Source organism: Streptomyces sp. NPDC041940 (genome assembly GCF_055589465.1).
This window is the reverse complement of record NZ_JBVJBP010000022.1, coordinates 56172-70607: the sequence shown is the minus strand read 5'-3', so window position 1 is coordinate 70607 and position 14436 is coordinate 56172. Positions and strand designations below refer to the sequence as shown.

Below are 14436 nucleotides of genomic sequence, written 5' to 3'. Positions count from 1 at the left end.
TAAGGAGGAGGTTCCATGGCGGTACGTGCGGCAGTGGCCGGAGCGAGTGGATACGCGGGCGGGGAACTGCTGCGTCTGCTGCTGGCCCACCCCGAGGTGGAGATCGGCGCCCTCACCGGCAACTCCAACGCGGGGCAGAAACTCGGTGCGCTCCAACCGCACCTGCTGCCCCTGGCCGGGCGAGTGCTCCAGGAGACCACCCCCGAGGTCCTCGCCGGTCACGACATCGTCTTCCTCGCACTGCCCCACGGGCAGTCCGCCGCCGTCGCCGAGCAGCTCGGCCCGGACGTGCTGGTGGTCGACATGGGCGCCGACTTCCGGCTGACGGACGCCGCCGCCTGGGAGAAGTTCTACGGGTCGCCGCACGCCGGAACCTGGCCCTACGGCCTTCCCGAACTGCCGGGTGCCCGCGCTGTGCTGGAGGGGTCCAAGCGCATCGCGGTGCCCGGTTGCTACCCGACCGCCGTTTCCCTGGCCCTCTTCCCGGCCTACGCCGCCGGACTCGCGGGGAACGAGGCCGTGATCGTCGCCGCCTCCGGCACCTCCGGCGCGGGCAAGGCGCCCAAGCCCCATCTGCTGGGCAGCGAGGTCATGGGGTCGATGACCCCGTACGGCGTCGGCGGCGGGCACCGGCACACGCCCGAGATCACCCAGAACCTCAGCGCGGCCGCCGGCGAGCCGGTCACTGTGTCGTTCACGCCCACCCTGGCACCGATGCCGCGCGGCATCCTCGCCACCTGCAGCGCCGCCGCGAAGGAGGGCGTCACGGCCGAGTCCGTGCGCGCCGCCTACGAGAAGGCCTACGCCGACGAGCCCTTCGTGCACCTGCTCCCCGAGGGGCAGTGGCCCGTCACGGCGTCCGTCTACGGTTCGAACGCCGTTCAGGTGCAGGTCGCGTACGACGCGGCCGCCGGACGGATCATCGTGATCAGCGCCATCGACAATCTGACCAAGGGCACCGCGGGCGGTGCCGTCCAGAGCATGAACATCGCCCTCGGTCTCGACGAGACCACGGGACTGACGACGATCGGAGTCGCGCCGTGAGTGTGACGGCAGCACAGGGATTCACGGCGGCCGGTATCGCCGCCGGGATCAAGGAGAACGGCAACCCCGACCTGGCTCTCGTGGTCAACACCGGTCCCCGCCGCGCCGCCGCCGGCGTGTTCACCGCCAACCGTGTGAAGGCCGCGCCGGTCCTGTGGTCCGAGCAGGTGCTGAAGAGCGGTCAGGTGTCCGCCGTCGTCCTCAACTCCGGCGGCGCCAACGCCTGTACGGGCCCGAAGGGCTTCCAGGACGCGCACACCACCGCCGAGAAGGTGGCCGAGGTGCTCGGCCGGGGCGCGATCGAGGTCGCCGTCTGCTCGACCGGCCTCATCGGCCTCCTCCTGCCGATGGACAAGCTGCTCCCGGGCGTCGAGACGGCCGCAGCCCAGCTCTCCGAGCACGGCGGTGAGAAGGCCGCGATCGCCATCAAGACCACCGACACCGTCCACAAGACGTCCGTCGTCACCAAGGACGGCTGGACCGTCGGCGGCATGGCCAAGGGCGCGGGCATGCTCGCCCCCGGCCTCGCCACCATGCTCGTCGTCCTCACCACCGACGCGGACCTGGACGACGAGGTCCTGGACAGGGCCCTGCGGGCGGCCACCCGGACGACCTTCGACCGGGTCGACTCCGACGGCTGCATGTCCACCAACGACACCGTGCTGCTGCTCGCCTCCGGCGCCGCCGAAGTCACCCCCGGGTACGAGGAGTTCGCCGAGGCCGTACGGCAGGTCTGCGACGACCTCGGCCAGCAGCTCATCCGGGACGCCGAGGGCGCCAGCAAGGACATCAAGGTCGAGGTGATCAACGCCGCGACCGAGGACGACGCCGTCGAGGTGGGCCGCTCCATCGCCCGCAACAACCTCCTCAAGTGCGCCATCCACGGCGAGGACCCCAACTGGGGCCGCGTGCTCTCCGCGATCGGCACGACGTCCGCCGCCTTCGAGCCGGACCAGCTCAACGTCGCCATCAACGGCGTCTGGGTCTGCAAGAACGGCGGTGTCGGCGAGGACCGCGACAAGGTCGACATGCGCTACCGCGAGGTGCACATTGTCGCCGACCTGTCCGCCGGGTCCGAGACCGCCACCATCTGGACCAACGACCTCACGGCCGACTACGTCCACGAGAACAGCGCCTACTCGTCATGAGCGTCACGCGTAAGCACACCGCCCTGCCCAAGGCGCAGATCCTCATCGAGGCGCTGCCCTGGCTGGTCCGGCACAACGGCAAGACCGTCGTCATCAAGTTCGGCGGCAACGCCATGGTCGACGAGGACCTGAAGGCCGCCTTCGCCCAGGACGTGGTGTTCCTGCACCACGCCGGCCTCAAGCCGGTCGTCGTGCACGGCGGCGGCCCGCAGATCAGCGCGGCCCTCGACCAGCACGGCATCGTCAGCGAGTTCAAGGCGGGCCTGAGGGTGACCACCGAGGACGCCATGGACGTCGTCCGCATGGTGCTGGCCGGTCAGGTCCAGCGGGAGCTGGTGGGGCTGCTCAACGAACACGGCCCGCTGGCCGTCGGCCTCACCGGCGAGGACGCCCACACCATCTCCGCCACCAAGCACCAGCCCGAGATCGACGGCGAACTCGTCGACATCGGCCGGGTCGGCGAGATCACCGCGATCGACACGGGCGCCATCGAGGCCCTGCTCGCCGACGGCCGCATCCCGGTCGTCTCCTCGATCGCCCGCTCCCAGGACGACGGGCATGTCTACAACGTCAATGCTGATACGGCGGCTGCGGCACTCGCTGCTGCTCTGGGCGCCGAAACCCTCATGGTCCTCACGGACGTCGAGGGGCTCTACGAGGACTGGCCGAACAGCGACGAGGTGATCAGCCGCCTCACCGCCTCCGAGCTGGAGCGGCTGCTGCCGGACCTGTCCTCCGGCATGGTGCCGAAGATGGAGGGCTGTCTGCACGCCGTACGGGGCGGCGTCACCACCGCCCGTGTCATCGACGGCCGGGTCCAGCACTCGATCCTGCTGGAGATCTTCACCGACGAGGGAATCGGCACGATGGTCGTGCCCGACGAGCAAGAGGGGGATGCCGTATGACCGCCCATCAGGAGTACGCCGAGCGGTGGCAGGGCGCGCTCATGAACAACTACGGCACCCCGCTGCTGCCCCTGGCACGCGGCGAGGGCACCCGCGTCTGGGACGCCGACGGCGCCTCCTACCTCGACTTCGTCGGCGGCATCGCGACCAATGCCCTCGGCCACGCCCACCCGGCGATCGTCGAGGCCGTGACCCGGCAGATCGGCTCCCTCGGCCACATCTCCAACTTCTTCATGGCCGAGCCCACCGTCGCCCTCGCCGAGCGGCTGCTCCGGCTCTTCGGCCGGGACGGCAGGGTCTTCTTCTGCAACTCCGGCGCCGAGGCCAACGAGGCCGCTTTCAAGATCGGCCGGCTGACCGGGCGCACCCATGTGGTGGCCACCGAGGGCGCCTTCCACGGGCGGACCATGGGCGCCCTGGCCATGACCGGCCAGCCCGGCAAGCGGGAGCCGTTCCTGCCGCTGCCCGGCGACGTCACCCACGTCCCCTTCGGCGACGCGCAGGCCCTGGCCGCCGCGGTGACCGAGGAGACCGCGCTCGTCATCATCGAGCCGATCCAGGGCGAGCTCGGCGTCGTCGTCCCGCCCGCCGGCTATCTCAAGGCCGCCCGCGCCATCACCGCCTCGACCGGGGCGCTCCTCGTCCTCGACGAGGTGCAGACCGGCATCGGCCGGACCGGGCACTGGTTCGAGTACCAGGCCCACGAGGGTGTACTGCCCGACATCGTCACCCTCGCCAAGCAGCTCGGCGGCGGGCTGCCGCTGGGCGCGACCGTCGCCTTCGGGCGGGCCGCGGAACTGCTCCAGCCCGGGCACCACGGCACGACGTTCGGCGGCAACCCCGTCGCCTGCGCGGCCGGGCTCGCCGTCCTCGACACCATCGAGAACGAGGGGTTGCTGGAGAACGTCAAGCGGCAGAGCGCGGCGTTGCGGGACGGGATCGAAGGCCTCGGCCACGAGTTGATCGATTTTGTCCGGGGCGCGGGCCTACTCCTGGGTATCGTGCTCACCGAGCCTCTCGCGCCCCAGGTGCGCCAGGCGGCTCAGGAGGCCGGATTCCTGGTGAACGTGCCCGCCCCGGACGTCGTCAGGCTGATGCCGCCGCTGAACCTCGGCGACGACGAGGTGGACGCCTTCCTCGGGGCGCTGCCCGGCATCCTCCAGGCAGTGCGCGGGGACGGACGATCCGGAGAATGAGACGACGATGAGCCAGGCGCAGGAGCACGAGCACGAGCAGGGGGCGAACGGGCCCGCCGTGCCGCAGACCCGCACCGCACGCCACCGCCGGATCGTGGACATCCTCAACCGGCAGCCGGTGCGCTCGCAGAGTCAGCTGGCGAAGCTGCTCGCCGACGACGGGCTGAGCGTCACGCAGGCGACGCTCAGCCGGGACCTGGACGAGCTGAACGCGGTGAAGATCCGCAACACCGACGGTGACCTGATCTACGCGGTGCCGAGCGAGGGCGGTTTCCGTACGCCCCGGGCGCCGCTGGGCGGGTCGGCGAAGGAGGAGCGGATGCGGCGGCTGTCGCAGGAACTGCTCATCTCCGCGGAGGCCTCGGCGAATCTCGTGGTGTTGCGTACGCCGCCGGGGGCCGCGCAGTTCCTGGCCTCGGCGATCGACCAGGCCGAGCTGCATTACATCCTGGGGACGATCGCCGGCGACGACACGTTGCTGCTGATCAGCCGGGAGCCGGACGGGGGTCAGGCGCTGGCGGAGCACTTGCTGAGGCTGGCGCAGAACGGGCACTGAGGGTTTGTGCCGGGTGCGGGTGGTGTGTGGCTGATCGCGCAGTTCCCCGCGCCCCTGGGTCGGCCCCGCTGCGGGCATGCGTGCCGCTAAGGGCGGCACCCGTCCCAAGGAGAGCGGCACCCCGCTCCGCCGGGCTGCGCAACGCCCCGCCCCCAGCCCCCACTCACCCCAGCCGCCCCGCCAACCCCCCAGTACAGCGCACCTCGTCACCAGCCGTGATCAACAGCGCCTCGACATCCGGCAGGGACTCCAGCCACGCCAAGCCCTCCCGCGACCCCATCGCGAACGCCGCCGTGGCCCAGCAGTCCGCCCAGGTCAGCCGAGGCCCGACCACGGTCACCGCGACCAGGTCGGTCACGGCCGAATGCCCCGTACGCGGGTCGAGGATGTGCGCGCCCCGCTCCGCCGTACCGGACGTGGCCACGGACAGCTCGTCCACCCCGGCCGCCGAGACGACGGCCGCGAGACCCCCCGGCCGCAACGGGTCCGACACACCCACCCGCCACGGCCGCTGCGCCCCCGGCGCCCCGAGCAACTGCACATCGCCGCCGCCGTTGACGCTCACCCCGCACACCCCCGGCACCGCCGACAACGCCCGGGCGGCCCGCTCGACCGCCCAGCCCTTGACGATGCCGGTCGGGTCGAGGCGGCCCTGGTACGACGTGCTGAACCAGCCGTCGCTCAGCCGCTCCGCCTCGGCCGCCAGTTCCAGGACCTCGGCGACCTCGGGATCGCACTCGACGACGGTCAGTTCACCGCGTTGCAGCCGGGCGATCTGGCTGTCCTCGCGGTAGGTGCTGAACACCTCGTCGACGCGGTGCAGTCCGGCGACGGCCTCGTCCAGGGCCGCGCGCACGGCGGCCGGTTCCCCGCCGCGGACGTCGAGGGAGAAGACGGTCCCCATCGTCTCTTCCACATGACGTACCGCGGCGGGAGCCTGTGTGGGGTCGGCCACCGTGTCAGCCACCGGCCTGGTCCAGCGCCGACTGGAGGGACTGCTTGTAGCCCGCGCTGGTGTAGGTGGCTCCGGAGACGGCGTCGATCTGCGCGTTCCCGGCCGCCACGGCGGCCTGGTTGAGGCGGGGGACGGAGGAGGAGGTGATCTGGTCGCTGCGTCCGCCCTTGGGCGCCTGGACCGCCTCGGCCTTGGTGATCTTCCCGCCCGCGACGGTGATACGGACCTGGACGGGACCGTACTGCGTCTGCGCGGCTGTGCCCGTGACCGTCTTGGCCTGGGCACTGCCCGCCCCGGAGCCCGCCCCGGAGCCCGCCCCGGCACCCTGCCCGGAGTCCTGCGCGGCGCCGCCGCCTCCCCCTGCCGGAGCCTTGTCCAGCGCGGACTGGAGCGACTTCTTGTAGCCCGCGCTGGTGTAGGTGGCTCCGGAGACGGCGTCGACCTGCGCGTTCCCGGCCGCGACCGCCGCCTGGTTGAGGCGGGGCACCGAGCTGGCGGTGATCTGGTCGCTGCGTCCGCCCTTGGGGGCCTGGATCGCCTCGGCCTTGGTGATCTTCCCGCCGGCCACGGTGACCCGGACCTGGACCGGGCCGTACTCCGTCTGCACGGCATCGCCGGTGAGGGTCTGGGCGTTGCCCGAGCCCTGCGCGGCGCCGCCGGCGGCCTTGGCCTTGTCCAGGGCCGACTGGAGGGACTTCTTGTAGCCGGCGCTGGTGTACGTCGCCCCGGAGACGGCGTCGATCTCCGCGCTCTGCGCGGCGACCGCCGCCTGGTTGAGGCGGGGCACCGAGCTGGCGGTGATCTGGTCGCTGCGTCCGCCCTTGGGGGCCTGGACCGCCTCGGCCTGAGTGATCTTTCCGCCGCTCATGGTCAGACGGACCTGGACCGGGCCGTACTCCGTCTGCTGCGCGTCACCGGTGACGGCGCCGTTCACGCCGCCCTGCGGCGCCTGCCCGGCCGCCGCCGGAGGAGCCTGCCCGGCGGCCTGGGCGGAGCCCGGGTCGGAGGCCGGCTTCATGGACAGCAGCAGCACGATCCCGGAGACGGTGGCTGCGCCGGCGAGCACGGCACGCCGGACGGGGTGACTCTTCCTCATCGTTTCTCAAGCTCCTGAAGGGCCGTTGATGTCCCGTCGCTCACATCTCGAACGACTCGTGATGGATACGGCGGGCGGGGACTCCCGCGCCGCGCAGTGCTTCGTAGACCGACTGCGCGAAGCCGGGCGGCCCGCACATGAAGACGTCGTGGTTGTCGACGTCGGGGATCTTCCGCTGGAGGGACTCCGCGGAGATGTCGGGGCGTTCCCCGTCGGGGCTGTTGACCGCGTACATCAGCCGCGCGCCGCGCTCGTCGGCGATCTTGGCCAGCTCGCCCCACAGGGCCAGGTCCTGGGTGGTGTTGGCCCGGTAGAGAAGGGTGATGTCGCCGGACGCGCCCGGCAGCGTCTCGAACAGCGCCCGCATCGGGGTGATGCCGACACCGCCCGCGACGAGCAGTACCTTGCCGCGGCTGCGGCGCTGCGCGGTCATCGCGCCGTAGGGCCCCTCGGCCCACACCTTGGTACCGGGCTCGAGATCACGCAGCCGGGAGGTGTGGTCGCCGATCGCCTTGACGGTGATCCGCAGCATGTCCGGGCGGGGCGCCGCCGACAGGGAGTACGGGTGCGAACTGAAGCGCATGCCGGGTGCCTTGAACCGCCAGCGGAAGAACTGCCCGGCCTCCGCGCCCATCCGGTGCAGCTTGCGCCCGCCGATCAGCACGGACACGATGCCCGGGGTCTCCTCGATGACCGCCTCGACCCGCATGCGGTGCCGCAGGTTCAGCCGGATCGGGGTGATGATCCGGTACCAGAGCACCAGCGCGGTCACCACGCCGTACAGCCCGTACCAGAAGGTCTTCGCGGCCGGCTCGACGGCGAACTCGTTGCCGGTCGTGATCTGGTGCCAGAACGTCATGTACACCGACGCGTAGGTGAGCAGGTGCACGTGGTACCAGGTGTCGTACCCGATCAGGCGGCGGACCCCGCCGATCGACAGGATCCCGATGACGAACAGCAGACCCGTGCCGATGGCGGCCTTGCCCATGTCCGGCAGCTGGTTGATGGAGTCGGTCGTCTGCTGGACGATGTCGCCGAGCCCCTTGCCCGCCTGCATCGCGTAGCCCCACATGGTGAGGAAGACATGGGCGAGGACAAGGCAGAGCGTGTAGCGGCCGCTCATGGCGTGCCAGCGGGCGACCCGGTCGGTGCCCACCCGGCGCTCCAGCGCGGGCACCCGGGCCATCTGGAGCACCACCAGCGCCATGAGGTAACCGGCGAGCAGGCCGGTGATCCGGCCCGCGGCCAGGATCTTGCTCGCGTTGTCCGCGAGGGACGGTGTGTTGTCCCACCACAGCCACAGCACGGCCGCGGCTCCCGCCCACAGGGCGATCAGCAGCGGGACGGCCGGGGAGCGGCGCGGGCGGATGCGGCGCATCGTCTGGCGACGGGCGGCACGGCCGCCTGCGAGCGTGGTGGTCACGGTTCCTCCGTGGGGACTTGACCCTTGGCCCACAGATACGTGGCGGGGCGCGGGAGTGTTCAGCCGTGCACCGACGTCATGTGCGGACGGGATTGACCGTCGGTAACAGGCATGCGTGCCCGCGCGGCGTTCCCGCCTCAGTAGCGCGTGACGGCGGTGGTCCCGCTCGTCGTCCCGACCGCGATGTGGGGACGCTTCGCCGGATCGGCCCAGGTGAGGATCCGCCGCATCGCTTCCTTCGGCACGGAGACGCAGCCGGCCGTCGCTCCCCGCCCGTGCACATGCAGGAAGATGCCCGCGCCACGTCCCCGAACGGGACGCTCGTAGTTGAAGTCGATGACGAGCGCGTGCGCGTACTGCGCCCGGTAGGTGATCAGCCGCTCGGACTCGGCGGCCCGGCAGTCGGCCGCGCGGGGCTCGGTCCAGCGGTTGTAGGAGCGGGAGTCGTTGTCCTGGCACCACCAGGAGTCCCGGTGCACCCGGCGGTAGGTGTACGCCGTTCCGCGCGGCGCCGCCTTGATGCCGAAGGCGTACGGCAGTCCGTACAGGCCCGTGGGTGTCGTGTTTGTGCCCTGCTCACGGGCGGCGCCTTCGACGAGCCCGTTCGCTCCGAAGCGCGCGGGCGCGGAGCCGGTCCTCACCCACCGCCCGCCCCTGAGGTCCCACCAGGTGACCGTGCCCTTGGTGGAGGCCCGCTTCGGGGCGACCGCGGTGATCAGCTGGGTGCCGCCGCCGGTGTCCGCCATCCGCTCCGGCAGGGGCGCCGCCCGGTGGGGCGGCCCGGCGCCGAGCATCAGGAGGGCGGAGACGGCGAGGGCGACGGCACCGGGGCGCATGTCTCAGACCGTAGAGGGAGGCAGCGGCGACGGCAGCCCGGGTGGTCCGTCCAGGCTGGTCGCGAAAATGGCGAGCGACGGGCTGAGGGGTTACGGGATCCGGTCACCTCTGCCGGATCCCGAGCTCAGACGCCTGCCCGTGGCCGCCCCGGCCGGCGCTCACTCGGGGCGGCCACGGTGCCTGTCACCTCACTGGTTGACCTGGCAGCCGGCGGCGAAGGCCTCGAGGCCTTCGGGCTTCTCGGCGGCGCGGCCGATGGCGGTCTCGATGCGGTTGAGGGCGGCGGTGCGCTTGTCCTCCAGCGGGCCGAGGATGGCGTTCTGGACGAAGTTGGGTCCGCCCTGGCCGACCGTGTCGACGAGGCGCTTGTTCGCCTCCGCGATCTGGGTGTCCAGCTGCGCCAGGTTGCGGTCGACCTCCGCCTGGGCAGAGGCCGGGATCGCGGGCAGCTCGCCCGTGACGTCCGGGCAGCTGATAGCACCGGCACCGGCGTTCCCCGCCTCGCCCGCACCCGCACCCGCGTCCTCGCCGGCACCCGCACCGGCCTCGGCACCCGCACCCGCTTCGGCGCCGGCCTCGGCGCCCGCTTCCGCTCCGGCTCCGGCCTCGGCACCCGCACCGGCCTCTGCACCGGCCTCCTCGCCGGCGCCCGCCTCGCCTCCCGCGGCCTCGCCCGCCCCGGCGCCGCCGTCTGCGTTGACCTGGCAGCCGGCGGCGAAGGCCTCAAGGCCTTCCGGCTTCTCGGCGGCGCGGCCGATGGCGGTCTCGATGCGGTTGAGGGCGGCGGTGCGCTTGTCCTCCAGCGGGCCGAGGATGGCGTTCTGGACGAAGTTGGGTCCGCCCTGGCCGACCGTGTCGACGAGGCGCTTGTTCGCCTCCTGGATCTGGGTGTTCAGCTGGGCGAGGTTGCTGTCGACCTCCGCCTGCGCCGAAGCGGGCACCGCGGGCAGCTGCCCGGTGACGTCCGGGCACGAGATGGTGCCGGGGCCCGCCAGCGTCCGGGCGTTCGTCCCGCCGCTCGCGGGCGTCTCCTCCCCGGCGAGGGCGAAGCCGGCGATCACCGTGCCGGACAGTGCCACCGCGGCGGCGCCGCCGATGAACGCGACGCGACGCTTGTTGTACTTCGGAAGAGCCCTGGACATGCGGATGCCTCACTAGGGGTCGGGGGACGGGGGTGTCCTCGGTGTGCGAAACGCGGCGCCTGCGTTCGGCGAGAGGTACGGGTAAGCGGTTTCCCGCGTTCAAAGGATCTTCAAATTCTTCTCGGCCTGACCAAAAGCCGCCCCCACCCCGGAATCGGATTGACGAATCATGCAGTCCTCTGCATACTCATGCAGGTCAGTGATTGCAGTATGGAGGGGAAGAACCCGTGACCGAGCGCGTCGTACTCGCCTACTCAGGCGGTCTTGACACCTCCGTCGCCATCGGCTGGATCGCCGAGGAGACGGGCGCCGAGGTCATCGCGGTCGCGGTCGACGTCGGCCAGGGCGGCGAGGACCTGGACGTCATCCGCAAGCGCGCGCTCGCCTGCGGGGCCGTCGAGGCCGAGGTGGCGGACGCCAGGGACGAGTTCGCCGAGGAGTACTGCCTCCCGGCGATCAAGGCCAACGCCCTCTACATGGACCGCTACCCGCTCGTCTCCGCCCTGTCCCGGCCGACGATCGTCAAGCACCTCGTGGCCGCCGCCCGGAAGCACGGCGCCACCACCGTCGCCCACGGCTGCACCGGCAAGGGCAACGACCAGGTCCGCTTCGAGGCCGGCATCGTCGCCCTCGCCCCCGACCTGAAGTGCATCGCCCCGGTGCGCGACTACGCCATGACCCGGGACAAGGCCATCGCCTTCTGCGAGGCCAAGGGCCTGCCGATCGCGACCTCCAAGAAGTCGCCGTACTCCATCGACCAGAACGTCTTCGGCCGCGCCATCGAGACCGGCTTCCTCGAGGACATCTGGAACGCGCCGATCGAGGACATCTACGAGTACACCGAGAACCCGGCTCTCACCCGGGAGCCCGACGAGGTGGTCATCTCCTTCAAGGAGGGCGTCCCGGTCGCGATCGACGGCAGGCCCGTCACCGTCCTCCAGGCGATCCAGCAGCTCAACGAGCGCGCCGGCGCCCAGGGCATCGGCCGGATCGACATGGTCGAGGACCGGCTCGTCGGCATCAAGTCGCGCGAGGTCTACGAGGCTCCGGGCGCGATCGCCCTGATCACCGCCCACCAGGAGCTGGAGAGCGTCACCGTCGAGCGTGAACTCGCCCGCTACAAGCGCGGCGTCGAGCAGCGCTGGAGCGAGCTGGTCTACGACGGCCAGTGGTTCTCCCCGCTCAAGCGCGCCCTGGACGGCTTCGTCGACGAGGCGAACCAGCACGTCACCGGGGACGTCCGGATGACCCTGCACGGCGGCCGCGCGGTCGTCACCGGCCGGCGTTCGCAGCAGTCGCTGTACGACTTCGACCTCGCGACCTACGACACCGGCGACACCTTCGACCAGTCCGCGGCCAAGGGTTTCATCGACATCTACAGCCTGTCGTCGAAGATCGCGGCGAAGCGCGACCTGGCGTAGGCGTTCACGGGACCCGGCCCGGGCGTATAAAGGTCTGCGTCCAAAGGTCCGCGTCACATCCACACCCTCTAGGAGCAACGCAAGTGAGCAGCAACAGCGGTGACGTCCGGCTCTGGGGCGGCCGTTTCGCCGACGGTCCCGCCGAGGCCCTGGCGAAGCTGTCCGCGTCCGTCCACTTCGACTGGCGGCTCGCGCCGTACGACATCGCCGGCTCGCGTGCCCACGCGCGCGTGCTGCACAAGGCCGGGCTGCTCACGGACGACGAGCTGGCGAGGATGCTCGAAGGCCTGGACCGGCTCGAAGCGGACGTCGCCGACGGCTCCTTCGTCGGCACCATCGCCGACGAGGACGTGCACACCGCGCTGGAGCGCGGCCTGCTGGAGCGGCTCGGCCCCGACCTCGGCGGCAAGCTGCGCGCGGGCCGCTCCCGCAACGACCAGGTCGCGACCCTCTTCCGGATGTACCTGCGCGACCACGCCCGGGTCGTCGGCGGCCTGATCGCCGAGCTCCAGGACGCCCTGATCGGCCTCGCCGAGGCGCACCCCGACGTGGCGATGCCCGGCCGTACGCACCTCCAGCACGCCCAGCCGGTCCTGTTCGCGCACCACGTCCTGGCCCACGTCCAGTCCCTCTCCCGGGACGCGGAGCGGCTGCGCCAGTGGGACGCCCGCACGGCGGTCTCGCCCTATGGTTCGGGTGCCCTGGCGGGCTCCTCCCTCGGCCTGGACCCGGAGGCGGTGGCGAAGGACCTCGGGTTCGAGCACGGCTCCGCGGGCAACTCCATCGACGGCACGGCCTCCCGTGACTTCGTCGCCGAGTTCGCCTTCATCACGGCGATGATCGGGGTCAACCTCTCCCGGATCGCCGAGGAGGTCATCATCTGGAACACGAAGGAGTTCTCCTTCGTGACCCTGCACGACGCGTTCTCCACGGGCTCGTCGATCATGCCGCAGAAGAAGAACCCGGACATCGCGGAGCTGGCCCGCGGCAAGTCGGGCCGCCTGATCGGCAACCTGACGGGCCTTCTGGCCACCCTCAAGGCCCTCCCCCTCGCGTACAACCGCGACCTCCAGGAGGACAAGGAGCCGGTCTTCGACTCCATCGACCAGCTGGAGATCCTGCTGCCGGCCTTCACCGGCATGATGGCCACGCTCACGGTCCATCGCGAGCGCATGGAGGAACTGGCCCCCGCCGGGTTCTCCCTCGCCACGGACATCGCCGAGTGGCTGGTCAAGCAGGGCGTCCCGTTCCGCGTCGCCCACGAGGTCGCCGGCGAGTGCGTGAAGGTCGCCGAGGCGGAGAACAAGGAACTGGACGCCCTGACCGACGAGCAGTTCGCCAAGATCTCGTCCCACCTGACCCCCGAGGTCCGCACGGTCCTCAACGTCCCCGGCGCCCTGGCCTCCCGCAACGGCAGGGGCGGCACGGCCCCGAGCGCGGTCGCCGTCCAGCTGGCAGAGGTGAAGGCGGACGTGGAGTCCCAGCACGAATGGGCAACAGCACGGCAGCAGGCCTCTTAGGGGCGCGGGGCTGTATCGATTTGCGGCTCCGCCGCGTGGGCGCGACAAGCCACAGGCATCCCGCACTCGCAAAACACCGCAGGTCCCGAGCTCTGAGGCGAAGGTCATCGCGGGTTACGTTGGTCGAAGCCGAACCGGAGCCGACCGAACGGAGCCCCCGATGCCCTTCGCCCGCCTGGCCACAGCAACCACCCCCACCTGCCACATCGGCCTGGGCCTCGCCGCCGTAGGGCGCCCCGGCTACATCAACCTCGGCCGAGACGAAGACCTCGGAGAAGACCGCAGCGTCGAAACGCTGCGCACCCGCACCCACGAACTCCTCGACGCCGCCTACGCCCAGGGCGTCCGCTACTTCGACGCGGCCCGCTCCTACGGCCGCTCGGAGGAGTTCCTCGCCGACTGGCTCAAGGCGAGGCCCGCCTTCGACGACATCGTCGTGGGCAGCAAGTGGGGCTACACCTACACCGCCGACTGGTCCACCGACGCCGACCGCCACGAGGTCAAGGACCACACCTTGCCCACCTACGAACGGCAGCGCGCGGAGAGTCACGACCTGCTCGGCGACCGGCTCGACCTCTACCAGATCCACTCGGTGACCCCGGACAGCCCGGCCCTCACCGACAAGGAACTGCACGCGAAGCTCGCGGAGGCCGCGGCCCAGGGCCTGACCATCGGCTTCTCCACCAGCGGCCCGGCCCAGGCGGACGCCATCCGCGCCGCCCTCGCCGTGACGGTCGACGGCGAACCCCTCTTCCGTACCGTCCAGTCCACGTACAACGCACTGGAGACCTCCGCCGCGCCCGCCCTCGCCGAGGCGCACGACGCCGGGCTCACCGTGATCGTCAAGGAGGGCATGGCCAACGGCCGGCTCGCGGGCCCGCACGCCCCGGCCGTCCTGAAGGAGATCGCCGAGGAAGCGGACCTGGGCTGCGACGCCGTCGCTCTCGCCGCGATCCTGCGACAGCCCTGGGCCGGTGTGGTCCTCTCCGGGGCGGCCACCACCAACCAGCTCGCCTCGAACCTGCACGCCGCCGTCGTCGACCTCGACGACGACCAGCTGACGCGCCTCGCCACGCTGGCCGAGGAACCGCACACGTACTGGGAGCGGCGCGGACAGCTGCCCTGGCACTGAGCACTGATTTACACCTCTCCGTAAACCGCCAGCTGTGAGCCACGCATGCCCAGTATGAGAC

The 14436-nt window shown here is 71.3% G+C and carries 13 protein-coding genes; 8 read left to right on the top strand and 5 right to left on the bottom strand.

The genetic code is table 11. From position 1 onward, the window contains the following. The first annotated feature begins 15 nt into the window (after positions 1-15). Genes argC through ACZ6I3_RS30560 form a run of 5 tightly spaced genes read left to right on the top strand, consistent with a single transcriptional unit; the run spans position 16 to position 4849 of the window. Positions 16-1044 (top strand): N-acetyl-gamma-glutamyl-phosphate reductase, encoded by a 1029-nt coding sequence (argC, locus tag ACZ6I3_RS30580; protein ID WP_469418981.1) that lies wholly within the window; start codon positions 16-18, stop codon positions 1042-1044. Further along, on the top strand, positions 1041-2192 hold the full coding sequence (gene argJ / locus ACZ6I3_RS30575; RefSeq protein ID WP_469418979.1) for a bifunctional glutamate N-acetyltransferase/amino-acid acetyltransferase ArgJ: 1152 nt from the start codon (positions 1041-1043) through the stop codon (positions 2190-2192). The genes argC and argJ overlap by 4 nt, the downstream gene beginning before the upstream one ends. Beyond that, positions 2189-3097, top strand: a complete 909-nt coding sequence (argB, locus tag ACZ6I3_RS30570) for an acetylglutamate kinase (protein ID WP_469418978.1) — start codon at positions 2189-2191, stop codon at positions 3095-3097. Before argJ ends, argB begins: the two co-directional genes overlap by 4 nt. Further along, on the top strand, positions 3094-4293 hold the full coding sequence (locus ACZ6I3_RS30565) for an acetylornithine transaminase (protein WP_469418976.1): 1200 nt from the start codon (positions 3094-3096) through the stop codon (positions 4291-4293). The genes argB and ACZ6I3_RS30565 overlap by 4 nt, the downstream gene beginning before the upstream one ends. Before the next feature lie 7 nt (positions 4294-4300). Continuing rightward, positions 4301-4849, top strand: a complete 549-nt coding sequence (locus tag ACZ6I3_RS30560) for an arginine repressor (RefSeq protein WP_382837845.1) — start codon at positions 4301-4303, stop codon at positions 4847-4849. Positions 4850-5012: 163 nt separating this feature from the next. Here ACZ6I3_RS30560 and ACZ6I3_RS30555 read toward each other — a convergent pair whose 3' ends face one another. From ACZ6I3_RS30555 to ACZ6I3_RS30535, 5 genes are all read right to left on the bottom strand, one after another. After that, the gene (locus tag ACZ6I3_RS30555; protein ID WP_469418974.1) at positions 5013-5816 is read right to left on the bottom strand and encodes an FAD:protein FMN transferase; all 804 of its coding nucleotides are present in this window, start codon (positions 5814-5816) and stop codon (positions 5013-5015) included. Then, complete coding sequence (locus ACZ6I3_RS30550; RefSeq protein WP_469418972.1) at positions 5809-6900, bottom strand: FMN-binding protein; 1092 nt, start codon at positions 6898-6900, stop codon at positions 5809-5811. The genes ACZ6I3_RS30555 and ACZ6I3_RS30550 overlap by 8 nt, the downstream gene beginning before the upstream one ends. Positions 6901-6940: 40 nt before the next feature. Further along, on the bottom strand, positions 6941-8323 hold the full coding sequence (locus ACZ6I3_RS30545; RefSeq protein WP_469418970.1) for a ferredoxin reductase family protein: 1383 nt from the start codon (positions 8321-8323) through the stop codon (positions 6941-6943). Positions 8324-8460: 137 nt separating this feature from the next. Then, positions 8461-9159 carry a L,D-transpeptidase family protein gene (locus ACZ6I3_RS30540; protein ID WP_469418968.1) on the bottom strand — a complete coding sequence of 233 codons (699 nt, stop codon included), beginning with the start codon at positions 9157-9159 and terminating at the stop codon, positions 8461-8463. 189 nt (positions 9160-9348) lie between these two features. Next, positions 9349-10302 (bottom strand): hypothetical protein, encoded by a 954-nt coding sequence (locus tag ACZ6I3_RS30535; protein WP_469418967.1) that lies wholly within the window; start codon positions 10300-10302, stop codon positions 9349-9351. 227 nt (positions 10303-10529) lie between these two features. Between ACZ6I3_RS30535 and ACZ6I3_RS30530 the strand changes: the two genes are divergently transcribed. From ACZ6I3_RS30530 to ACZ6I3_RS30520, 3 genes are all read left to right on the top strand, one after another. Then, positions 10530-11723, top strand: coding sequence for an argininosuccinate synthase (locus ACZ6I3_RS30530; protein WP_469418965.1), 1194 nt, complete (start codon positions 10530-10532; stop codon positions 11721-11723). An 83-nt stretch (positions 11724-11806) separates the two neighbouring features. Then, entirely contained in the window at positions 11807-13243 is a 1437-nt protein-coding gene (gene argH, locus ACZ6I3_RS30525; protein ID WP_469418963.1) for an argininosuccinate lyase, read from the top strand. Between the two features lie 160 nt (positions 13244-13403). Next, a complete protein-coding gene (locus ACZ6I3_RS30520) occupies positions 13404-14375 on the top strand; it encodes an aldo/keto reductase (RefSeq protein ID WP_469418961.1) in 972 nt (323 codons plus the stop codon). The last annotated feature ends 61 nt before the right edge of the window (positions 14376-14436 follow it).

Excerpts from the sequence above, each read along its gene's own strand:
- ACZ6I3_RS30535 (WP_469418967.1), bottom strand. The coding sequence starts at position 10,302 with ATGTCCAGGGCTCTTCCGAAGTACAACAAGCGTCGCGTCGCGTTCATC.
- ACZ6I3_RS30565 (WP_469418976.1), top strand. The coding sequence starts at position 3,094 with ATGACCGCCCATCAGGAGTACGCCGAGCGGTGGCAGGGCGCGCTCATG.
- ACZ6I3_RS30540 (WP_469418968.1), bottom strand. The coding sequence starts at position 9,159 with ATGCGCCCCGGTGCCGTCGCCCTCGCCGTCTCCGCCCTCCTGATGCTC.
- ACZ6I3_RS30520 (WP_469418961.1), top strand. The coding sequence starts at position 13,404 with ATGCCCTTCGCCCGCCTGGCCACAGCAACCACCCCCACCTGCCACATC.
- ACZ6I3_RS30560 (WP_382837845.1), top strand. The coding sequence starts at position 4,301 with ATGAGCCAGGCGCAGGAGCACGAGCACGAGCAGGGGGCGAACGGGCCC.
- argB (WP_469418978.1), top strand. The coding sequence starts at position 2,189 with ATGAGCGTCACGCGTAAGCACACCGCCCTGCCCAAGGCGCAGATCCTC.
- argC (WP_469418981.1), top strand. The coding sequence starts at position 16 with ATGGCGGTACGTGCGGCAGTGGCCGGAGCGAGTGGATACGCGGGCGGG.
- ACZ6I3_RS30550 (WP_469418972.1), bottom strand. The coding sequence starts at position 6,900 with ATGAGGAAGAGTCACCCCGTCCGGCGTGCCGTGCTCGCCGGCGCAGCC.